This window comes from Streptomyces sp. NPDC060064 (assembly GCF_042736455.1).
Classification (GTDB): domain Bacteria; phylum Actinomycetota; class Actinomycetes; order Streptomycetales; family Streptomycetaceae; genus Streptomyces.
Window position 1 is genome coordinate 363,593 of sequence record NZ_JBHWWF010000003.1, and the last position, 20,099, is coordinate 383,691.

At 68.7% G+C, this 20,099-nt stretch carries 24 protein-coding genes and 1 pseudogene; 11 read left to right on the forward strand and 14 right to left on the reverse strand.

Annotated features, from left to right (window positions below):
• Window positions 1-18 precede the first annotated feature (18 nt).
• Complete coding sequence (locus tag ACFWDI_RS05935) at window positions 19-333, reverse strand: hypothetical protein (protein WP_385301553.1); 315 nt, start codon at window positions 331-333, stop codon at window positions 19-21.
• Between the two features lie 10 nt (window positions 334-343).
• Between ACFWDI_RS05935 and ACFWDI_RS05940 the strand changes: the two genes are divergently transcribed.
• Window positions 344-2,458: a HEAT repeat domain-containing protein gene (locus ACFWDI_RS05940; RefSeq protein WP_385301554.1), complete on the forward strand. Its 2,115-nt coding sequence runs from the start codon at window positions 344-346 to the stop codon at window positions 2,456-2,458.
• A gap of 32 nt (window positions 2,459-2,490) precedes the next feature.
• Here the strand turns inward: ACFWDI_RS05940 and ACFWDI_RS05945 are convergent, their stop codons facing one another.
• The 3 genes from ACFWDI_RS05945 to ACFWDI_RS05955 all read right to left on the reverse strand — a co-directional run bounded on the left by ACFWDI_RS05945 (window position 2,491) and on the right by ACFWDI_RS05955 (window position 5,860).
• Entirely contained in the window at window positions 2,491-3,126 is a 636-nt protein-coding gene (locus ACFWDI_RS05945) for a TIGR03086 family metal-binding protein (RefSeq protein ID WP_385301556.1), read from the reverse strand.
• Between the two features lie 68 nt (window positions 3,127-3,194).
• Window positions 3,195-4,643, reverse strand: a complete 1,449-nt coding sequence (locus ACFWDI_RS05950; protein ID WP_385301557.1) for an MFS transporter — start codon at window positions 4,641-4,643, stop codon at window positions 3,195-3,197.
• A gap of 302 nt (window positions 4,644-4,945) precedes the next feature.
• Complete coding sequence (locus ACFWDI_RS05955) at window positions 4,946-5,860, reverse strand: class I SAM-dependent methyltransferase (protein WP_385301558.1); 915 nt, start codon at window positions 5,858-5,860, stop codon at window positions 4,946-4,948.
• 77 nt (window positions 5,861-5,937) lie between these two features.
• On the opposite strand from ACFWDI_RS05955, the gene ACFWDI_RS05960 reads away from it, so the two are divergent.
• Window positions 5,938-6,522, forward strand: a complete 585-nt coding sequence (locus ACFWDI_RS05960; protein WP_385301559.1) for a helix-turn-helix domain-containing protein — start codon at window positions 5,938-5,940, stop codon at window positions 6,520-6,522.
• 105 nt (window positions 6,523-6,627) lie between these two features.
• Here the strand turns inward: ACFWDI_RS05960 and ACFWDI_RS05965 are convergent, their stop codons facing one another.
• On the reverse strand, window positions 6,628-6,849 hold the full coding sequence (locus ACFWDI_RS05965; protein WP_362677007.1) for a hypothetical protein: 222 nt from the start codon (window positions 6,847-6,849) through the stop codon (window positions 6,628-6,630).
• Between ACFWDI_RS05965 and ACFWDI_RS05970 the strand changes: the two genes are divergently transcribed.
• Genes ACFWDI_RS05970 through ACFWDI_RS05980 form a run of 3 tightly spaced genes read left to right on the forward strand, consistent with a single transcriptional unit; the run spans window position 6,839 to window position 9,221 of the window.
• A complete protein-coding gene (locus tag ACFWDI_RS05970; RefSeq protein WP_385301561.1) occupies window positions 6,839-7,177 on the forward strand; it encodes a hypothetical protein in 339 nt (112 codons plus the stop codon). The genes ACFWDI_RS05965 and ACFWDI_RS05970 overlap by 11 nt on opposite strands.
• A gap of 53 nt (window positions 7,178-7,230) precedes the next feature.
• Window positions 7,231-7,920, forward strand: a complete 690-nt coding sequence (locus tag ACFWDI_RS05975) for a response regulator transcription factor (RefSeq protein ID WP_385301562.1) — start codon at window positions 7,231-7,233, stop codon at window positions 7,918-7,920.
• Complete coding sequence (locus ACFWDI_RS05980) at window positions 7,917-9,221, forward strand: sensor histidine kinase (RefSeq protein ID WP_385301564.1); 1,305 nt, start codon at window positions 7,917-7,919, stop codon at window positions 9,219-9,221. Before ACFWDI_RS05975 ends, ACFWDI_RS05980 begins: the two co-directional genes overlap by 4 nt.
• 6 nt (window positions 9,222-9,227) lie before the next feature.
• On the opposite strand, the gene ACFWDI_RS05985 is transcribed toward ACFWDI_RS05980, so the two are convergent.
• Window positions 9,228-10,064: a CAP domain-containing protein gene (locus ACFWDI_RS05985; protein ID WP_385301565.1), complete on the reverse strand. Its 837-nt coding sequence runs from the start codon at window positions 10,062-10,064 to the stop codon at window positions 9,228-9,230.
• Between the two features lie 221 nt (window positions 10,065-10,285).
• Window positions 10,286-10,465, reverse strand: a pseudogene (locus ACFWDI_RS05990) (DNA helicase); the annotation flags it as partial.
• 301 nt (window positions 10,466-10,766) lie between these two features.
• Between ACFWDI_RS05990 and ACFWDI_RS05995 the strand changes: the two are divergent.
• Window positions 10,767-11,114, forward strand: a complete 348-nt coding sequence (locus ACFWDI_RS05995) for a hypothetical protein (protein ID WP_385301566.1) — start codon at window positions 10,767-10,769, stop codon at window positions 11,112-11,114.
• 10 nt (window positions 11,115-11,124) lie between these two features.
• Window positions 11,125-11,748 (forward strand): hypothetical protein, encoded by a 624-nt coding sequence (locus ACFWDI_RS06000; RefSeq protein ID WP_385301567.1) that lies wholly within the window; start codon window positions 11,125-11,127, stop codon window positions 11,746-11,748.
• A 108-nt stretch (window positions 11,749-11,856) separates the two neighbouring features.
• Here ACFWDI_RS06000 and ACFWDI_RS06005 read toward each other — a convergent pair whose 3' ends face one another.
• The 3 genes from ACFWDI_RS06005 to ACFWDI_RS06015 all read right to left on the reverse strand — a co-directional run bounded on the left by ACFWDI_RS06005 (window position 11,857) and on the right by ACFWDI_RS06015 (window position 14,230).
• Window positions 11,857-12,324 carry an ATP-binding protein gene (locus ACFWDI_RS06005; RefSeq protein ID WP_385301568.1) on the reverse strand — a complete coding sequence of 156 codons (468 nt, stop codon included), beginning with the start codon at window positions 12,322-12,324 and terminating at the stop codon, window positions 11,857-11,859.
• 276 nt (window positions 12,325-12,600) lie between these two features.
• Window positions 12,601-13,686 (reverse strand): hypothetical protein, encoded by a 1,086-nt coding sequence (locus tag ACFWDI_RS06010; protein ID WP_385301570.1) that lies wholly within the window; start codon window positions 13,684-13,686, stop codon window positions 12,601-12,603.
• Window positions 13,640-14,230: a hypothetical protein gene (locus tag ACFWDI_RS06015; protein ID WP_385301571.1), complete on the reverse strand. Its 591-nt coding sequence runs from the start codon at window positions 14,228-14,230 to the stop codon at window positions 13,640-13,642. Before ACFWDI_RS06015 ends, ACFWDI_RS06010 begins: the two co-directional genes overlap by 47 nt.
• A 166-nt stretch (window positions 14,231-14,396) precedes the next feature.
• On the opposite strand from ACFWDI_RS06015, the gene ACFWDI_RS06020 reads away from it, so the two are divergent.
• Both ACFWDI_RS06020 and ACFWDI_RS06025 read left to right on the forward strand, forming a co-directional pair.
• Window positions 14,397-14,612: a DUF397 domain-containing protein gene (locus ACFWDI_RS06020; RefSeq protein WP_385301573.1), complete on the forward strand. Its 216-nt coding sequence runs from the start codon at window positions 14,397-14,399 to the stop codon at window positions 14,610-14,612.
• 288 nt (window positions 14,613-14,900) lie between these two features.
• Window positions 14,901-15,848 (forward strand): fibronectin type III domain-containing protein, encoded by a 948-nt coding sequence (locus ACFWDI_RS06025; RefSeq protein WP_385301574.1) that lies wholly within the window; start codon window positions 14,901-14,903, stop codon window positions 15,846-15,848.
• Here the strand turns inward: ACFWDI_RS06025 and ACFWDI_RS06030 are convergent.
• The 3 genes from ACFWDI_RS06030 to ACFWDI_RS06040 form a co-directional block, all read right to left on the reverse strand.
• Entirely contained in the window at window positions 15,845-15,973 is a 129-nt protein-coding gene (locus ACFWDI_RS06030; protein WP_385301644.1) for a hypothetical protein, read from the reverse strand. The two genes, ACFWDI_RS06025 and ACFWDI_RS06030, sit on opposite strands and share 4 nt — an antisense overlap.
• A 136-nt stretch (window positions 15,974-16,109) precedes the next feature.
• Window positions 16,110-16,316 carry a DUF397 domain-containing protein gene (locus ACFWDI_RS06035; RefSeq protein ID WP_385301575.1) on the reverse strand — a complete coding sequence of 69 codons (207 nt, stop codon included), beginning with the start codon at window positions 16,314-16,316 and terminating at the stop codon, window positions 16,110-16,112.
• Window positions 16,313-17,146 (reverse strand): helix-turn-helix domain-containing protein, encoded by an 834-nt coding sequence (locus ACFWDI_RS06040; RefSeq protein WP_385301576.1) that lies wholly within the window; start codon window positions 17,144-17,146, stop codon window positions 16,313-16,315. Before ACFWDI_RS06040 ends, ACFWDI_RS06035 begins: the two co-directional genes overlap by 4 nt.
• Before the next feature lie 367 nt (window positions 17,147-17,513).
• Here ACFWDI_RS06040 and ACFWDI_RS06045 point away from each other — a divergent pair, with 367 nt between their 5' ends.
• Window positions 17,514-17,804, forward strand: coding sequence for an ATP-binding protein (locus tag ACFWDI_RS06045; protein WP_385301645.1), 291 nt, complete (start codon window positions 17,514-17,516; stop codon window positions 17,802-17,804).
• A gap of 247 nt (window positions 17,805-18,051) precedes the next feature.
• Window positions 18,052-18,516, forward strand: a complete 465-nt coding sequence (locus ACFWDI_RS06050; RefSeq protein ID WP_385301577.1) for a hypothetical protein — start codon at window positions 18,052-18,054, stop codon at window positions 18,514-18,516.
• Window positions 18,517-18,567: 51 nt separating this feature from the next.
• Here the strand turns inward: ACFWDI_RS06050 and ACFWDI_RS06055 are convergent, their stop codons facing one another.
• Entirely contained in the window at window positions 18,568-19,944 is a 1,377-nt protein-coding gene (locus ACFWDI_RS06055; protein WP_385301578.1) for a hypothetical protein, read from the reverse strand.
• Between the last annotated feature and the right edge of the window lie 155 nt (window positions 19,945-20,099).

Genomic DNA, 20,099 nt, shown 5'->3' on the forward strand with positions numbered 1-20,099 from the left:
ATATTGGGTGCGGACTGCTCACACCCCGTCCGGCTCCGACGCCCGGGCGACTCCCGTCGGTCCGGTGTCCGGTGCCGCGTCCGCTGCCGTCCGGCGGGGCGTACGGAGCAGGACCGCCGCCAGTTTCAGCGCGACCGTCGCCACCGCGGACGCCGTCCCGAAGGCGACGTGATAGCCCTGGGAGTTGCACTGCACGCTCCCCACACTGACCGAGTGGGCGGACCGGAACGCGTGACGATCGCGAAGTCGCGCGCGGCGTACGACGAGAAGCGCGGCGTGGCCTGAGCCCGCCTGAGCCCTGGCCGGGAGGGCGTTGTCAGACCCTGCTGCCATGATCCTTGGCATGGAACTTGCACGGGTGTTCGCCGATCTGGACAGCGTGAGCTGGGCCGAGCTGGAGCATGCGTACGGCAGCGCCGAGGATCTGCCGGGCGTGCTGCGCGCGCTGGCGGGCGACGAGGAGCAGGCGGCTGAAGCGCTCGACGAGCTGTGGGGCAGCATCCTGCATCAGGGCACTGTGTACGCAGCGACCGCTTCGGCCGTGCCGTTCCTCGCGCAGATGGTCGCGGCCGGGGTCAGGCCCGTGGATCTGCTGGTCCTCCTTGGCGGAATAGCGGAGAGTGAGGACGAGTACGGCTTCGACGAGCCCGGGGCGTGCCGGGCCGCCGCCGCGGCTCAACTGCCGCTGATACTCCCGCTGATCGCCTCCCCGGAGGCGGATGTGCGCCAGGCCGCGGTCTGGACGGCAGGGCGGACCGGTGCCGAACAGGCCCTGCCTGCGCTGCGGGAGCGATGGGTGGGTGAGCAGGATCCTGCCGTGCGGGCGGAGTTGCTCGCCGGGCTTGTCCGCCTCGACCCGGAGGCCGCCGCGGCGACGGCCCTGGCGGCGATCGCGCCCGATGAGCCGGACGCACTGCGCATCGTCGCCGTCCTGGCGTGCCTGGACGCGGGGCTGCCGTGGTCGCCTGCGCACCGGGACACCATGCTGTCGCTGCTCCCGGCAGATCCGCTCGTCTCCGGCCGCTTCGACCAGGACCGGACCGAGCCGCTGCACTGCGTCGTGGACGCGCTGTTGCGCCGCGACACGGCCGAGGACCGTTCGTCGGCGTACGAGCTGATCGAGGCGGCGCTCCGCCTTGAGGACCTCGATACGCGGCGCGAGGCGCTGTGGGCGGTCGAGCACGCCTGCATGATCTCCCGAAGCGCCCCGGCACGGCTGGCGCAGGCGATTCTCGCGCTGCTGGCGGATCCTTCGTCCACGCACACCGCGTCGCTGCTGCCGATCCTCGACAAGCTGGGCGTTCACGCCGCCCCGGCTGCGCCCGCGCTGGCCGCGATCGTGGCTGCGGACGGTGAGCTCGCCGACCGTGCGCTCGAGGTGCTTGTACGGGTGGCTCCGGAGCAGGCTGCCCCGCTGCTCGCCCGCGACCTGGCGGACCGGCCCCGCGCGCTTGGAGCGGCGTGCGGCTTCCGGGGAGTCCGGCCGGCGCCCTCGATTTCGTACGACTCCGAGCTGCTCGACGCGATCCGCACCCGGCTGAGTGCCGACGGGTTGGCCGGCAACGAACCGGTGTGGCTGACCGCGCTGCTGGCGAGATGGGGCGCGAAGGCGGCAGCCGCGCTGCCCGAACTGACCGCCGCGCTGGAGCGGTTTCCGTCCCTCGCCCCCGGGGCGCTCGCGGCGGTCTGCCCGCCGGAGAGCCGCGACCGCACCGCCGGTGTGCTGCGCCGGGCAGCCGAGTCGGGGCCGAATGAAGGCCGGTTCGCCGCAGCCGACGCCCTTCGCGAACTGACCGGCGAGACAGGCCCGTTGGTGAGAGAGCTCCAGGGCCTTCTGACGGACACGATCCGCCCGGAGACGCCCAAGGCGGCTGCCGGTCTGGGCCCGGACGGTATCGCTCTGCTGCCGCAGCTGCGGGCCGCCCTGGCCGCCCCCGGCAAGCAGCGCACCACGCCGGAACTCAACACGGACGTACAGATAGCCCTCGCGCTGTGGCGGCTGACCGGTGCCGCGGACGAGGCGGTCCCGGTCCTCGCGGGAGTCCTCTCGGAGGCGGCGGACAGTCCCTGGACCCGCTGGTCAGCCCGCCACGCATCCCGGGCGGCCGCCGAACTCGGACCCGAAGCCCGCGCGTTGGCCCCCGCGCTCGAAGGCCTCCTCGACGACCCGGACCAGTCCCCGGCCGCGATCCTCGCCCTCCTCGCACTCGGCCACGACCTCGACCGCACCCGCGCGGCCGGCCTCCTCCTGGACTCGGCCGAACGGAACGCCGACCCGGAAACGGCACTCGACGCCCTGCTCGCGCTCGGCCCCGAGGCGCTGACCCCGGAGTGCAGGGCCCGACTGACGGCGCTCGCCGAACGCGACCTGCGGGTGGTGACCTCGGGCCTGGAGCCCGAAATAGTCCCCGCGGACGAACGCCTCCGCGAACGGGCCCGGGCGATCCTGGGCGCCTGAGGCGGCGGACGCCTCCTGCGCCCCACGGGCGGTCAGTCCCCCGGCTGCCAGTCGGGGCGGCGGCCGCTGAACCCGACAACCCGGTCGAGCAGCGGCGCATTCTCGGGCACCTCCACGACGGGGCCGAACAGCCCGCCCCGGCCCGGGTCGTCGCCCGCCGGCTTCAGCACGCTGTACGACACCTCCAGGCTTGCCTCCCCGGGGGCGTACTCCTGCCCGGTCGCATGAGCCAGGTCCCAGCCGTGGATGACGAGTTCGTTCAGGGCGACCCGCCCGGCGATCGCGGCCGGGAAGGTGATGCCACCCGCCTGGGTGTCGCCGTCCCACGCCGTCGGCGCCGTCCAGGATTGCGCCAGCTCCTCCAGCCGCTGGGGAAGGACGGTGCGCCAGTCGTCGTCGAGGACGGGCAGCACCGACCCGGGGTCGGTGTTGGTCGACGGCCCGAAGTCTTTCCGTGCGGCGTCCCGGAAGGCGGTGGACAGCCCGACGAGGTGGCCCAGCAGCTCCCGTACGGCGTACTGGGGACAAGGGGTCGGGTCATCGAGCCGGGTGTCGTCGACGCCGTCGATCAGCTGAGCCACGGCGCGGGCGGCGGGATGGAGGTCGGGGGAGGAGGTCTGTGAAGTGGTGTCCATACAGTGCAGACGTTTCGGACCTTCGAAAGTCATCGCTCCTTCGACCGAGTCATGCGTGGCCGGGTGGGGCCGGCGGCCGCCTTGCTGCTCCGCATCTACCGTCATCCGCTCGAAATGTGTCGCGAGAGAGCACGGCTTCCCACCGCAATGGTGAGCGCGACGATGATCAGAATCGCCGCGACTACGAACGTGATCCGCATACCGGTGGCAACGGCCTCGGGACGCGCCGTTGTGACGTCGGTCGACGCCGACGCGAGCGCGAACACAGCGCCCATGACCGATGCGCCGGTGATGAGCCCGAGATTGCGCGACAGGTTGAGCATGCCGGAAGTGACGCCCCGCTGATCCGGGCGGACATCTGTCATGACGGCGGTGTTGTTGGCAGTCTGGAACACCCCGTAGCCGACGGTGATGACCACGATGGGGGCGATGTAGCCGAAGATGCCGAGCGTCGCCGATGTCATGGACAGACTGAAGGAACCGGCCGCTATTCCAATGAGCCCGATGATGGTCATGCGTTGTACGCCAAAACGGTCGGCGATGCGACCGGCCGGCACCCCGGTCAGCGCAGTGACAAGCGGACCGACCGACAGGACGAGTCCGACAAGAGCCTCATCGAGCCCGAGCGTACGAGAGAGATAGAACGGCCCGACCACCAGCGTAGCCATCATCACCGTCGAGACGAGGGCGCTCATGGCGAGGCTCGCGCTCAGCACTGGATCGCGGAACATCGCCAATCGGATCAGGGGTGATGCCGCTCTCGCCTCGGCGCGCACAAAGAGGCCGACTCCGAAGGCAGCGACCAACAGCAGAGCCATGTTGAGCGAACCGAAACTGCCACGCCCCATTGTCATGGCGAGTGCATAAGCCGCGAGTGTCAGAGCAAGCAGCAGTGTGCCCACATTGTCGAAGCCGGCCCGATCGGTCCTGGGCTGCCGCCGGTCAACGGGCAGGTAGCGGTGCGCGAGAAGAAGAGCCAGGATACCCAGCGGTGCGTTGACCAGGAAGATTGCCCGCCAACTGAGTCCGGAGATCAGAGCGCCGCCCAGCGATGGACCGAGAGCGGTGCCCATCGCGGACATCGTTCCGAGCAGCCCCATGGCGCTGCCGGTCTTTGCCTTCGGAACCGTCTCACCAACAAACGCCATGGTGAGGGCCATCATGACGGCCGCTCCGAGGCCCTGCGCCGCCCGGGCTGCAATCAGCAGCCAGAGCGTGGGCGCGACGCCGCACAGGACCGAGGCCACAGTGAACAGCAAGATTCCGGCCAGTAGCAGCCGTCGGCGGCCGATGATGTCACCGAGCCGTCCGACGCTGACGATCAAGGTGGTGATGGCGAGGAGATATGCGAGGACGATCCACTGGACTTCCTGGAAGGAGGCGGTGAACGCCTCTGCCAACGTCGGCAAGCCAACATTGGCGATGCTGGTGCCGAGCGAGGACAGCAACATGGACAGCGAAAGGCCGACGAGCGCCCACCGAACCGAAGGCGCCTGCTCCGCACTTCTGGCTGCTGCCTCATTCTGTCCTGCACTGATTGGCTTCAACATGAACTCCGCTCTCTGGTGACTCCCGAAGCCCGGACGTCGGATGACGGCGGACAGGGCAGCCGGACGTTGCCGGCAGGTGGTGGACGCTGCGGCCCAAGGCTGAGCTGTGGCCCAAGGCTGAGGGGATGGCCGGAGGAGTCCGACCGGATTCCCGGGATGCGGGTGTGCCGGGCAGTGGCCACGACCGACTCCGAGGGCCCGCCGGACGCCATCGCCTTCGCCAACGGGTTCGTTGCGCCCGACCCTCTGCGTGCGCAGGCCCGTTCCGGCCCGGGCGCCGCCGACCCGCGTGTCCGGCACGGTCACCGAGCCGAGCGCACGCCCGTGAAGACCGTGGTGGCGGAGAGGAGGAAGGCGTCGGGCCGCCGCAGGATGCCCTCCGGTGCCCGGGGATCGATCAGCACGTCGAGTGTCTTGCGGTCCTCCACGTCCAGGGAATCGCCCATCGTCTCCTGCAGCCGGGTCAGCTGGGTGTGCAGGAAGGCACGGGCCGTCTCACCCAGAGGCGCCGGCAGGTCGAGGAGGGAAGTGAAGCTGCCGACGCGGGTGAGCCCGGCGCGGCTGAGCATCGCGGGCCAGTCCTCGACCACGGTGGTGCTGCCGGGCAGCTCGGCGCGCATGATCTCGAACCAGTGCTCCAGGGCGGCGTCGAGCCGGGCCTGGAGGCCCGGCCTGCCGATGCCGATGTCGCGGGGGAGGAAGCGCATCGGCAGGCCACCCTCCGCCACGGCGAGCAAGCCGCCCGGCCTCAGCGCACCGGCGAGCGCGTTCAACGCCCCCTGCTGATCGCCGAGATGGTGCACCGCCTTGCTGCTCCAGACCAGATCCGCCGTGCCGAGGCCGCCTTCCCCGTGCTCGTCACCGCCGTCCAGGCCCTCGGGCAGCTCCGCGTGCCGGACGGCCACCCTGCCGCCGAGGCCGAGCCGCTCGGCGCGAGCCAGGGCGCGGTCCAGCAGCCCGGGCGTCCCGTCCACGGCGACCGCCTCGGCGTCCGCGAAGGCCTCGGCGAACACGCAGGTCATCACGCCCGGCCCGCTGCCGATGTCGAGGATGCGCCGGACCTCCTTCTCCGGGGCGAGCAGTTCCTTCAGGCGGGCCGCCGTCCGGCGGAGGACCGGGAGCTGCAGTTCGCCGCTGTCCTCCAGTTGGGTGGCCATGACCTCCCAGTCGATGTCGGTGTGGTGGTGTCCGTGTCCGGAATCGTTGTGTGGGCTCATGCCGAGGAGCGTGCAGCCGCCGGGTGGCGACGGCAACTCCTGTTGCTGATTCCGGGACAGCGGGGTGGAATGCCCGCATGGACAAACCACCGCCCTACCAAGCGGTCCTCGACGAGGTCGCCCCCCGGCTCAGACGGCTGCGCGCCAAGCGCGGCCTCACCCTGGCCGCGCTCTCCGAGGTGACCGGCATCTCCAAGAGCACTCTTTCCCGGCTGGAGTCCGGACAGCGCCGCCCGAGCCTGGAACTGCTTCTGCCGCTCGCCGGTGCGTACGACGTGCCCCTGGACGACCTGGTCGGCGCCCCCGAAGTGGGGGATCCCCGGGTACGGCTGACACCTCACCCCCTGCCGAGCGGCGGGACGTTCGTCCCCCTGACCCGGAGCCCGGGCCCCCTCCAGGCGTACAAGATGATCATCTCCGACCGGGGTGCCGAGCCGGATCTCCGTACGCATGAGGGCTACGAGTGGCTGTACGTGCTGGACGGCCGGCTACGGATCGTCCTCGCCGAGCACGATCTGGTCCTCGGCCCCGGCGAGGCCGCCGAGTTCGACACCCGGCTGCCCCACTGGTTCAGCAGCGCGGACGGGCGGCCCGTCGAGATCCTCAGCCTCTTCGGGAGACAGGGGGAGCGCATGCACGTCCGCGCGAAGCCCCGCGCATGACGGAGCATGGGTTCACCGGGCCGGCGGTGGCACGGTCCGGACCGGCTGGATGTGGGCAGGCGTCCGAGGCTCCGTCCGGGGTTCGGGGAGGCGCCGGTCAGAGCACTAGAAGGATGTTTCCCGCACACTCGCCCGGTCCACGGGCACTGTTGTCGCCGTGATCTCCGAGCGATGCCGGTCGCCCGCGAAGGTCACCGTCAGGGTGTCGGGCGCGCTCTGTGTGGTGCTCGCCGTGAAGCCCTGGTTGGGCACCGCCGAGATGAGGCACACCCCGCCACTTCCGTAGCGCACGGTGACCGTCCCACCCTGGGACGAAATGGTGTGCACACCCGAGCCCCCTTCCTCGCAGCCCTGCACCTGGTTCGCCCCGGACGGCTCGTCCGGTGGGCGAAGGGTCTTCCGCGCCACGGGAGTCGGCGATTCTTTACGAGGCTTCTCGGTCTTCCTGGACGGCGCCGGGGCGGGCGCGGAGCTGCTCCGTGCGGGCGTGGGGCTCGGGGAGACGCTGGGGCGCGGTGTCGCCGAGGCGGCGAAGTCCGTTGGCGCGGACTGCGCGACCGGCGCGGTCGGTCTGGTCGATCCCACCACGAAGTGGACCGTGATGATGACGGCCGTGACGCTGGCCGCCGTGCACGACAGCCAGATGAGCAGGTAGCGCAGATACCGGGACACGACACCATAGTGGCGGACCCGCTAACGTGCCTGCTCATGGCCTCCGTACTTGTCGTCGAGGACGACCCTGTGATCCGGGCCGCGCTGATCGAGGTGCTCACCGCGCACGGCTACGCGGTGAAGACCGCGCACCAGGGTTTCGAGGCGCTGCGCGAGATCACCCAGTCCCCGCCCGACATCGTGGTGCTCGACCTGGGGCTGCCCGATCTGGACGGCCTCGACGTGCTCCGCATGATCCGGGGCATCTCGCGGCTGCCCGTACTGGTCGCCACGGCCCGGGACGACGACACGGAGATCATCAAGCTGCTCAACGCCGGAGCCGACGACTACATGGTCAAGCCCTTTTCGGGCGGCCAGCTCGCCGCCCGGCTCGCCGCGGTACTGCGGCGGTCCGTCCCGGCCGCGGACGACCGGGGCCGACAGCCGGTGATGCAGGTCGCGGACCTCAGGATCGACCCGCTGGCCCGCACCGCGCATCTCGCCGACCGTGAGCTGTCGCTGACCCGGCGGGAGTTCGACCTGCTCGCCTACCTCGCGGCAAACGCCGACCAGGTCATATCCCGCAAACGCATACTCGCCGAGGTGTGGCAGCAGCCGTATCTGGAGGATCAGACGGTTGATGTCCATCTCTCCGCGCTGCGCAGGAAATTGGGTGAAAGACCCTCGGACCCCCGCTATCTGCACACGGTGCGCGGTATCGGGATCAAACTGGTCACCTCCTCATGAGACGTGCCCTCGCGGGGATCGCCCTGTCCGCGACGCTGATGGTCGCGCTGTCCTTCCTCATCCCGCTCGCCCTGCTCGTGCGCGAACAGGCGCGGGACCGGGTGACCACCGCCGCCGAACAGCGTGCCGCCGCTCTCTCGCCGGTCCTCGCCCTGACCACCCGGCCCGCCGATGTCCAGCAGGCGGTCTCGGGGCTGGGCTCCGACGACCGGCTCGCCGTACGGCTTCCCGACGGAGGACTCGTCGGCACGCTGCACGCACCGCCGGAGGCTCTGCGGCGTGCGGTCGCCCACCGGGAGACGCTGGCTCTGGACACCGCTCAGGGGTGGGTCTATCTCCAGCCGGTCGTCCTCGCCAAGGACCGCGTCGCGGTCGTCGAGGCCTATGTGCCGGGTGCGGATCTGACCCGGGGCGTGTGGGCCTCGTGGGGCGTCATGTCGCTGCTCGCGCTGGGCCTGGTGGGTGGCTCCGTACTGGTCGCCGACCGGCTGGGCGCCCGCGTGGTCCGCTCCTCCCGGAGCCTGTCGAGCGCCTCGCTGGCACTGGGGTCGGGGGACCTGGACGTACGGGTGGAACCCGACGGGCCACCGGAACTGAAAGAGGCCGGCGTCGCGTTCAACACCATGGCCGACCGGGTGGTGGAACTCCTCGCCATCGAACGGGAGATGGTCGCAGACCTCTCGCACCGGCTCAGGACGCCACTGACCGCCCTGTATCTGGAAGCGGACCTGATGGGCAGCTCACCCGGCGCCCGGCGGGTCACGGAAGCGGTCGCGCAGCTGGAGAGTGAACTCGACTCGATCATCACCGCGGCCCGCACTCCACTGGCCGCCGGACCGGCCACCGGGACAGTACCGGCGAGGCCGTGCGACGTGACCGAAGTGGTCGCGATCCGGCTCGACTTCTGGTCGGTGCTCGCCACCCAGCAGGACCGGCCCTGCGAACGCTCCTTCACGCCGCGGCCGACCCCCGTCCGGTTCCCGGAGGACGATCTCGCAGCCGTCGTCGACGCCCTGATCGGCAACGTCTTTCGGCACACCCCGCAGGGCACCGCCTTTGCCGTACGAGTGGAGCGCACCGACCGGCATGTGCTTCTGACGGTGGACGACGCGGGTCCCGGCGTCGCCGATCCGGACGCCGCGCTCACCCGCGGAGTCAGCGTCGGCGGCTCCACCGGCCTCGGCCTGGACATCGTGGCCCGTGCCGCCCGCGCCGCCGACGGAGCGATGCAGATCACCCGCGCTCCCATGGGCGGGGCGCGGGTGCAGGTGGCGTTCGGGCTGGCGGGCGCCGACCGCTGACGAAACCTAGCGGCCCGCCCCGAAGTCCTGCGTCCACCACGGACCGCCGTCGCCGAAGTGCACGCCGATGCCTATCTCCTTGAAGGAGCAGTTCAGTATGTTGGCGCGGTGGCCGGGGCTGTGCATCCACGCGTCCATGACCGCTGCCGCGTCGGACTGGCCCCGAGCTATGTTCTCGCCCAGCGTGGACCAGACATATCCGGCGGCGTCCACCCGGCCGGACATGGTGGAACCGTCGGGGCCGGTGTGGGACATCACGCCACTGCCGGCCATGACATCGCTGTAGTCGTCCGCGGCCTCGACCAGCTTTGCGTTCGACGTCAACGGCGAGCAACCGGCCGACGCACGCTCCTTGTTGACGAGCGCGAGGACCTGGGCCTCGGCGCCGTTCGAGGATCCGCCTGAGCCGCCGGACCCGGAGCCCGAGCCGCTGCGAGGCGTGACGGCCGTCCGCCCCCCGCTACCCGAACCACCCGTGCCGCTCCCGCTCTTCGCCTCCACCTTCGGCGACGCGGCCGGTTTCGCCGGCTGCTTGGGCTTGGCGGAGGCCTTCACGCTCGGGGTGGGAGAGGCAGCCACGCTGGGGCTCGCGGAGGGCAGCGCGAGGGGATCAGCGCTGTCCGCGCCGGCATCAGTGCCTCCGGGTACATCCCCGGCAGCGTTGGTCGTGACCCGATCCGCCGTGCCGCCGCTCGGATCTGAACCGCCGGTGGCAAGAGTGACGGCGACACCGGCCGTCACGGTGAGTGCACCCACTGCCAGGACGACATTGCGCGCTCGGAATCCGCCCTTGGGGCGGGCGTGGGAGCGGGGCTGGGGTCGAGCGGCTCGGCGGGAACTCATGCGTACGGCACCTCGGGAGGAGTCGAATGAAGCAGGGAAACCCCGGCAGGCGCGACCGCGCCCGCCGGGATTGTGGGGGGTTGACGAGAGCGTAGGCCCGATTCGGCGCGAGAAGGCCTCCTGCCAGGCCTTCTTCAAGAAGCCCTAAGAAAGCCCTAAGACTCCGTTCGGCTACGCCCGGACACTCCGCGGCAGCATGACGGCTCACATGCCCCGCGTGCTCAGGCGGAGAGGAGTGGCCGCAGGAACTGGCTCGGACTGCCGTGCCAGAAGATGTCGAGGCTGTCACGGGCCCGCGTTGCGGCGACGAAGAGCAGAGAGCGGGCCCGCTGCAATTTCTTGCGGTGGCGCAGCGCGTCGACCGACCGCAGGCGCAGGATCGCCTCGCGTGGAACAAGCCCCGAGATGGCGCTGCCGCCCGTCTCGCGCGGTGTGGAACGGTGTCCTGATCCGCAGCTACGGCCCGAAAGATCCCGCTCTCCGGATGGTCGAGGCACCGCTCCAGCGCGAGCCGGGGGTTTTGTCGCGCGTGCCTCGGTGATGCGGGGTATGTCACCTCGCGCACGACTGCAGGCACGTCGGATCCTCATCATGTGCACGCTGATTCGCCAGGCGCAGGTGCGATCTCAGTCGTTTGCTGACGCGATCCCATTGGCCAGCAACTGCAGTGAACTCCCACAACATCATAGGTAATGTTGGCCGTTGATGCAGATCGGGGCGGGGGCAACGACGACGTTCAACGATGAGTGGGCACAGCTGAAGTCCGAGGCTCAGGACAGGCAACCTGCGCAGATGCGACTCAATGCGGCGGCTCCCGATCCTGGCGGGTCCGGTTCGGGGACGAAGGCTGATCCGGTGGTGGACGGGCAGATGGCCCGCCTGCACACCACTGGCATTGCCCAGGAGTTCGACATGTCAGGCAGCAGTTCGGTCAAGCACTACGACCTGGGCACCTCCGCCCCGAACGGCGACCCGCTCCCGAAGCCCGACGCGCCGGGGCGTGAGGGCGGGCAATCGGAACCCGGGCGTGAACAGCAGGAAGGCCGGTAGAGGGCTACACATGAAGAGCCCCAGCAGTGAATCCTCCCGCGAGCGGACTGCAGGTCGTCGCCTGCAGGTCCTGGGTGTTGTGGTGCTGGCGGTAATCGCCTGTGTTGCCGTGACAGTCGGCGTGTTCGCGTATGTTGCCGACGAAGTGCCGTCGGACCAGACCGACGAGGAGATGAACTGCTGCTGGGAAAGCGGCGCCACTCCTGCCTGGATGAGCGAGGAGATCGGCATCCGCATCCCGAAGACGGCTTCGGACCGGCGGGCCGGATACAAGACCGGCAGCCGCTACGACACGGGATTGCTCGCCTTCACCCTTCCCAGTCAGCAGGCGGACGCGTACACCCCCCGGCTGATTCGGAAGGGTACGGAGATGATCCGGAACTTCCATCCCCAGAAGAAGGACTACCGTCCGGCGGCCGCCTTCGCCCACCTCGAGCTGCCGGAGCCGGAGATATTCGTCAAAGGGCTGCGGCAGGTCAGCCTTTGCCCTGATGACCTCAACACTCCTGAGGGCCAGTACCTCCGCCGTTGCGTCGACCTCTTTGCGCACGAATTCAAGCCGGGCACTACCCGCATCTATGTCAGGTCGACCATCGAGCCCGGCGTGACGCCACCCCCGGCGACCACTAAGTAATAGCTGCGGCTGGCATGATCGGCCGGCATCCTCTCGAACTGACCGTGTCCGCCGCAGTTCCCAGGTGTCGAGCGCGATGACATGGACCACAGGCGGACGGTACGCGGATCACGACGGAAACGGGACAAGGTCCACCGAGGCCCAGACCGTCTTGCCGGGCGCTGCGGTGCGCGGTGAGATGCCCCAGTTGGTCGCCAGCGCGTCGACGAGGACAAGGCCTCGGCCCGATTCTTCCTCGACAGCCACGGGAGGGAGGACCCGACTCGGGCGCTTCTCCGTACGGGTGTCGGTGACGTCGACGCGCAGCGCGGCCGGGCTCGCGGCAAGGCGGAGGTGGAAGTCCCGCCCGGGTACGTGCCCGTGACGCACGGCGTTCGCGACGAGCTCGGCCGCGATCAGCGTGATCGTCTCGTTGGCGGTGGAGTCGTACGGGTGGCCCCAGTCGTGCAGCCGGTGCGAGACCAGCCGACGGGCGAGCCGTGCCCCGCGCGGCGTCGAGGTGAACTGCATCGTGAACTCGTGGGTGGTGGCGGGGTCGTGAACGAGTCCCGCAGGCGGGGTGGTTGCCGGTTTCATGCCGCCAACGCTTCCGCCTCGCCACCATCGTTGACCAGCGGCAACGCGCGGACGGACACACGGTGTACGCGGGTGTCGGCCGAATGTACGCGGCGTACGAAGTGCCCCGCCCGGCTCCCCGAAACCCCCCGCCGACGGCGAGGCCGTCGGAGGCCCCCGGCCGGCCCCGTCTCCGCGAGAGCCGCGGCCTGCCGTGGCCGTCAACTGCCGTGCGCCAGTGTGAACCCGTACCTGGCGGCTCGATGTTGCGGCTCGACGCTGAGAATGTTTGCGACGTTACGGCTGGCCCTCGACCATAGGATTCCTGGTGAAGACCGTCAGGTGTCCGTACGAGGTGCGTGTCATGGTGTTGAACCCGGAAAGCTGCGCGAAGCGTGTCGCATCGAGCGCGACGCTGTCGGGGAGAGGCGCAGTCGGCGACGCGCCCTCGCAGATCACCGAGTCCCAGGCGACGCGTGAGCTACGCCCTGCGCGGTCGAGCACGAATCCCCGGCAGTGGTCACGGAGTTGGTCGAGGGCTCGAACCAGTGCCGCTACCACCTGCTCACGTTCCGGCTCTTGCAGGTCGCCGAGTTCGTGGACGACAACCGCCGTGGCGTCGTCCAGTCGACGCACCCGGACCAATGTGAAGGTGTCCGACGCGAACCACAGGTGGGGGGCGATGTCGACGTCACCGGGATCGGCCAGGAGGTCGGCCAGGTCCCCCGCGTCGCGCACGGGCCGGGCATCCCCACCGCCGTTCCCGGTACGGGAAAAGGAGATGTCGCCGGTGAGCGGATGCCGGGCCTTCAGCCCCGCGGTATCCAGAATCTTCAGCAGCCTGCTGCAGCTCTGCGGGGTCAGATCGGACAGATACCAGGAGAAGAAACCGCCCGTGTCCTCCTTGCCGCTCGCCCCAGTGGCGAAGGGAAGTCCGCCGAAGACTTCCCGAACGATCTCCTCGACGCGGTCGCGTGACACTGCCGGAGCGGTGTAGCGCGTGGAGCGCACAGTCGCCAGGAAATCTTCCGGCAATTCTGCGTGGTGCCGCTTCACGTAATGGTGTAGTTCGATCGGCCACATCCAAGTGCCGTCGGTGACGAGTGATCCGGCTCCAGGAAGCCACTCGTCACCCGTAATGACATCCCGTTCCGCCCCCATGGCGCTGAAGATCTCGGTCCCCGATGAAAGGTACGCCAGGATTCCGGACTCGTCGTCCATCCCATGCGGTCGTACAGCATCATGAATCGACGGAGCGGAGAGGTCCGCGTCCTGAGGCTCGAACTCGCGAAAGAACCCCACTCGCTTGATCATTGTGTCTCCGTTGATCGTTCCGCTATTCGGCCATCGGCAAGAATATTCGCCAATAGCCGTCGTTGCCAATCTGAGGTGTCTGCCCCGGGCCTAAGTTGGGCGATGTTCCCACCTTGTTGGTCGGTGCGTTCACCGGCACCCCGAGGTCGTTGGCCACCCGCTGGGCGAGAGGGAGTTCCACGGAGTTCGGCGCGGCGTAGCCGGAGTGGCACGAGATGAGACGTACCGGGCCGCCGTCGTAGTTCGGGTTGCTGCGGATGGCGTCCGAGATATGGGTCGGATGCACCTCGAAATCCATGAGGGTCTTGCCCTGGCTGTTCACCCGGCCGGGCAGAAAGACGCCCTCGTTCGTGCCATGGACGATAACGTCGTGCTTCCCGGGTTCGCGTGCGACGCGTTGCGCGTTTCCCAGCGTGCGCTCGTCATATCCGATGGTCGTGGTCCGCTTACCGAAATAAACAGGGTCGCCGGAAATAAGCGCATGGTCGCCCGGCACCCTCGGAGGCGCGGGTATTTTCGAGTCCTCGCTCCGCAAGAAGTCCCAGGTGCGTCGTTTCCCCATGTTGTCGAGCGCCGACGGCAGCCGCCCGACTCCGGCGAGATTCGGGTTCACTACGCCTATGGGAATGTCCTGTCCCGCGAAGAGGTTACGGAACCCGCCGACTTCTCCCGCGGCACGGGACGCTCCTGCGGCACCTCCGAAGGCACCGCCGAACACGCCGCCAGGCGCTCACACCGCGCGAATCTCCGGCCCTCATCGAGAAGTTGCTTGGAGAGACATGAACGGCAAAGAGACTGTGCCGAACGCGCTTGAACTGGCGTGGATCAAGAGCAGCTACAGCAGCGGTGCCGGCGGCGAGTGCGTAGAGGTCGCGGCCCGCCCTGGGGTTGTGCATGTCCGAGACTCGAAAGACACCTCGGTGCCGATGCTCAGTGTCCAGGCGCAGACCTGGGACGCCTTCGTCGGGTTCGCGGGGTGCAGCGGTGCTGTGTAGGTGCGTGGTTGTCTTGGTGTGGGGCGGTTCCCGAGGTACTTGGGAACCGCCCCACGGCGTTTGCGCCAGGCGTTCACCGGGGTGGGCCCCGACGGGGACCAGCGGCCGGCGGCGATCTCCGCCTCGAGCCGCGCCTGGAAGTGCGCGTGCGCGACCCGCATCTCGGTCTCGCGGTCGGTTTCACTCGCTTGTGGCGAGCATAGAGCCGTGCGGGCGTACCCCTTGTGGGTGCGCACAGCCTGTGGCATATAGGTCTGGACCATTGCCATCGTCCGCGGAGGCCCGACCGTGCAACGTCCCCCCACACTCCCCGCTTTGGCCTGCGCGGTCGCACTTCTCCTCACCTCCTGCGGTGGTGAGGAGAAGGACACCACGATCCCCAGTGCACCCTCCGGCGTGACCGCCCAGGCGGGCAGTGCCACCTCCGTTCATGTCATGTGGGAGCAGGCCACGGATGACAAGGCGGTCACCGGATACGAGGTGTTCCAGAAAGGCATCAGGGTCAAGACGCTGCCGGCCGCCAAGCAGATGGTGGACATCGACCGGCTGAGCCCGAGGACCGCGTACAGCTTCACCGTGCGGGCGCGGGACGCCGCGGGGAATCTCTCGAAGCCCAGCCCCGCGATCACTGTCACCACCCCGGCCCCCACGCCGGAGGACAGGAAGGCGCCCACGCCGCCGGCCAAGCTGCGGGGCAAGGTCGACGGAGGCCGGGCGGTCACCCTCAGCTGGGAGAAGGCTGCCGACAACATAGGCGTCACCTCGTACGACATCTACCAGGAGGATTCGCGCATCCACAGCGTGAGCGGCACCGAGACGACCGCCCGCGTCACCGGCCTGCGGCCCGGCACCGTCTACACCTTCACCGTTCGGGCACGTGACGCCGCCGAGAAATCCTCACCGGACAGTAACGCCGTGGACCTCACCACCGCGTCGGCCCCCGGGAAGGGGCCCAGCACGGCACCCACCGATCTCAAGACGACCACCCGCAAGGGGAACGTCGATCTGAGCTGGACGCCGCCGCAGACGGACGGACCGGTCAAGGAGCACCAACTGTTCCTGAACGGGAAGTTGGCGACCACCATCGTCTGGGGTGCCGCGCCGACCGGGAAGGCGACATACACCTTCATGGTCACGGACAGGCCCGGCACTCGTTACAGCGTCAAGCTCCGGGCCAAGCTGCCCGACGGGAAGTGGGGTGACTTCTCGGCGCAGCGCACGGTGGTGGTCCTCTAGATCGCTGACACCAATTGCCTGCTCGCGACCAACTCGCGCAACTTGGCCCGGGTCTCGGCATCCGTTGAGTGGATCACTGTGCCGATCATGCCGCGCGTCAGAAGTACCTTGTACGTGTTGCGGATGAGTAGGTGACCTCTGTATGCGTTGTGGACCTGTTGAAGACTAGGTCCTTCGACTGAGCCTTACGTTCAGGCGCGAACAAAAGAGGCTCCCCGCCGCCGGATCGCCTCCGTGGCGGGAGCCTTGGGTCGTGCGCGCTCAGCCTTGCGCGGCGAACTCCACGAAGGCCGCCCAGCCCTCGGAAGCAACGTGCAGGGTCGGCCCCGCCTTGTCCTTCGAGTCGCGGACATGAACCGTGCCGGGGCAGGCCGCGACCTCAACGCATTCGCCGCCCTCGCCACTGCTGTAGCTGCTCTTGAACCAGGCCGACTCGGGAACGGTCTGCATGGGCGCTTTGACGTTCATCTCTCTCCAAGCAACTTCTCGATGAGGGCCAGCGATTCGCGCGGAGTGAGTGCCTGCGCCCGGAGAATCCCGTACTGCTCCTCGATCTCCCTGACCGGCTGTCGCTCCGTGTAGAGACGGCTGTCCTTGTGCGCCTCGACGTACGCGATCCTCCGCCCATCCTTCGTCTCGATCAAGGTGAACGGGCCAGCCAAGCAGGCGTGTTCCTCGCGGTCGGTCATCATCACCTGCAGCTCGACATTGCGACGCTGTCCGCAGAGCAGCATCTGCTCCAGCTGGCCGCGCATCACGCTCCGTCCACCCAAGGGGCGGTGCAGCATGGATTCCTCGATGACGAAGCTGATAGTGGGCAGAGGTGTGCGCGAAAAGATCTCCTGCCTGGCGAGGCGGGCGGCTACCCGCTGGGCGACGGTCTCCTCGTCCAGCAGCGGGCGCCGCATGGCGAACACTGCCCGTGCGTACTCCTCGGTCTGCAACAGGCCAGGTACCGCGTGCGTGGCATATACGTGCAGCTCAACGGCCTGCGCCTCCAACCGCGCAGCATCACGAAAGAACGCCGGATACTGCGCCCGCGCCACCTCCTCCTTGCTCGCCCGCAGTAACCCGCCCGCGTCCAGCACCTCGTCCGCCTTGTCGATGAACCTCGGCGGCGGAATCCGGCGCCCCTGCTCGAACGAGGCGATCGTCGAAGCCGAGTACCCCGTCATCGACCCGAGCTCCGGCCGCTCCAGCCCGGCCCGTACCCGGCACAGTTTCAACTGCTGCCCGAAGACGTGCAGGATGCCCGATCCCGACTCGTACTCGTGCTCCGGCTGCTGCTGATCGTCCATGACCCGCGCACCTCCCGTACCGTCCCGCCCGCACACCTACTCACCGCACCTGCGCGGCCAACGCACCATCCCCGAGAGGGGCACGCTCCCAGTCGCGTACATCGACGCCCCAGGACGCGTACAGCCCGCGCCCGTCCGCTCGTCCCTCCTGGTCAACGCTACGCACGCACCGCCAGCGTTTTCCTCATGAACCGAGCGATTACCCCTCACGAGGCGTGTCAGCAACTCCCCACGCCAACACGCGAGGTCTCGATGCAGTTCACCTCCACCCTGCGCGGCGCACGCCTCGCCCGACCGGCTCGTCTCGCACCGGCTCGACGACTGGGGTTACCCATACGACTCCACCCCCAACGAGACGGTCACTCTCATCGCCGCCGAGCTCACGGCGAACGCTGTACGCCACGGACACGTCCCCGGCCGGGACTTCCACCTCCGCCTCACCGCGACCGCCGAGGCCACCCTCCGCCTCGAGGTCGCCGACACCCGTACCGAGCGACGCCCCGCGCCCGGCGAACTGACCGCCCCACCCATGGACGCTGAATCGGGTCGAGGCCTCTACCTCGTCTCCCAGCTCGCTCACCGCTGGGGCGTCGCGCCCCACGCGGGTGCCCCCGAAAAGCATGTGTGGGCGGAGCTGCGACTGCCGCCCATTCGCTGAGGCGACGCGGCTATTCAGCGACCACCAGAGGGTGCGGCGTGACGCGGGCGCCAAGACATTGCGTTGTTCGCCACGGACCCGCGGAGACCACCCCGTGTCGGGTGAGCCCGCGGCAAGCGCGTTGATGTTCACGGCGGAGGGGTACCGTCCTGCCCCCACCGTCGGGTCCTTGAGCGAACCCTCGGCACGTGCGAGCTACTACCATCACGCTCGATGACCAGGCGGCAGTTCATGGTGAGGAGTTGGCGTGGCGGAACTGATCCGACAGCAACAACTTGACGCGGATGTCGGCTATCACAGCTTCTGCTTCCAGGAATCCGACGACGGCGATCTGCCGGTGCCCTACCCGGACGACTCCGTGTTCGGCCAGTTCCTCACTACGTTTCCTGGGCGCATCGACATTTTCAGCGCAGGCCACACGCACACCGCTTCGGTGGCAGTCGAGGTGTGGAACGGACCCCCGCCCGAAGAGGACTGGACGCGGTGGGACGAGCACGGTGAGGTCGACTTCGAATCGACCAGCGGTGAGGTGGCTCTGTGGTCGATGAGCCTGGGCCGGACCGACGCCGTCGTCACACTCTCGGACAGCGGCGGCGCCTGGCGCGTGCAGGTCTGTTGCGTGGGCCGGGAGGAGGCCGAACGTCTGTCGGAGCAGACAGGTACGGCCGAGGGCGCTGAGCGATATCTCGTCCGTTTCTGGCCCAAGGCGTGACAGCAGTCGCCGTGGAGGGCGGCAGCAGCATCCTGCTGCCGCCCCAACGGCTCACGAGGTGATCTTCACCAGGAACCCGTCCTGCAGCCCGTCGATGAAGCGGTTCTTCGCGTAGAACCCGAGCAGCAGGCTTCCCGCGGCACCGTTGTCGGCCTTGGCCACGGGCTTGACGGAGAAGTTGAACTTCTTGGCATCAGGGTCGTAGTCGGCCTGGGCGGCACCTTCGTAGGTGGTGGCGAAGGGATACTCGTCGCACTCCCTGGCACCGCCCTGGGAGTAGTTGGCCCCCCAGTACCGCTTGCACTGTTTGACGGCCGCCTTGCGGTTGTCGTCCTTACGGGTCTGCTGCACCAGACGATGCAGCGGCTCCTGTGCTGCCTGGCCGGGTACCTTCTTGGCCGACATGTAGGGCTTGGTGTCGAGCGGCTTGGTGAACGCGGTCCGGATGTGTTCGGCGACGGCCCGTTCCTCGGCCCCCGCCTTGGTGCTGTAGGACAGGGTGGTCAGATAGCTGAAGGTCGCGGCGCCCCTGCGCGCAGGGTTGCCACCGCCGGTGGAGTTCGCCAGATACGTGGCGGCGTCCCATCGCGGCGCGAGCATGAACAGCTTGCCGCTCAGGGCACCGCTCAGCCGCCAACCGGGCGGCGGTGTAATGGATATGGAGGGCTCGTACACCGCGAAGGCGAGGTCGGTGGATCCGCTGCTGCCCTGTCCCGGCTTGGCGTTCACCGTGTGCAGGTAAGTCCGATGTTGCTTGAGCTCGTCAAAGCTCTTGGTGCCCGGCATGCTGCCGCCCTGGTCGTACCGGACACCCGAGGGCCAACTCTGCGGGATGGCGCCCTTGGTCGTGATCTTCATGCCGGCGGTGGCGGTCGTTCCGGTGCGCTCCATCTCGGTGAAGTAGTACTGGAACTTGATCTCGCGGCTGTTCTTGGCGATCGTGCCCACGACCCGGACGTTGAACATGCTCTCGCCGACGGGCCGGTTGTTGCGGATCCAGGTCTGGAGGAACGTCGCACCCGAGCAGACGGCGAACCTGGACTTGATGAAGAACTTCTTGCTGCTGCCCAGGCCCTTCCTGCACTCCTCGTACGTCATCGTGCGCGCAGGTTCTGGATACGTGGCGAACGGTGTCACCTGAGAGGCCGAGCGACTGGATGCGGCCGGAGCGGAGCCGGACGGCTCGGTGGCCGACGGCGCGTATGAGGCGGCAGGCCCCACCGTCTCCGCCGCAAGCCGGGCATCCGACTCCATGGCCCGCACCTTGTGACGCAGAGTCTCCATGCCCTGGCGGGAACGCAGCTCGTCCAGTGACGGCTTCGCGGCTCCTGAGGGCAGCATGTAGGTCTCGACGCGCAGATCCGTTTGATTGCCCGCAGCAGTCGCGGCCGGCGCCGCGACGGGCAGGAGTGCAGCGATCGTGAGCAAGATGAGTGTCCGTCTACGGGCATGACGGAACCACGGTATTCGCATGGAAGTACCCCCGAGCTAGCCGGCGATGGGCTTGGCGCCGATCACCTGGTCGCCACAAGACTTATCGAACTGTTGAGCGCTTATCCGGGGGTGGGGTTCAGCTTGGCCTG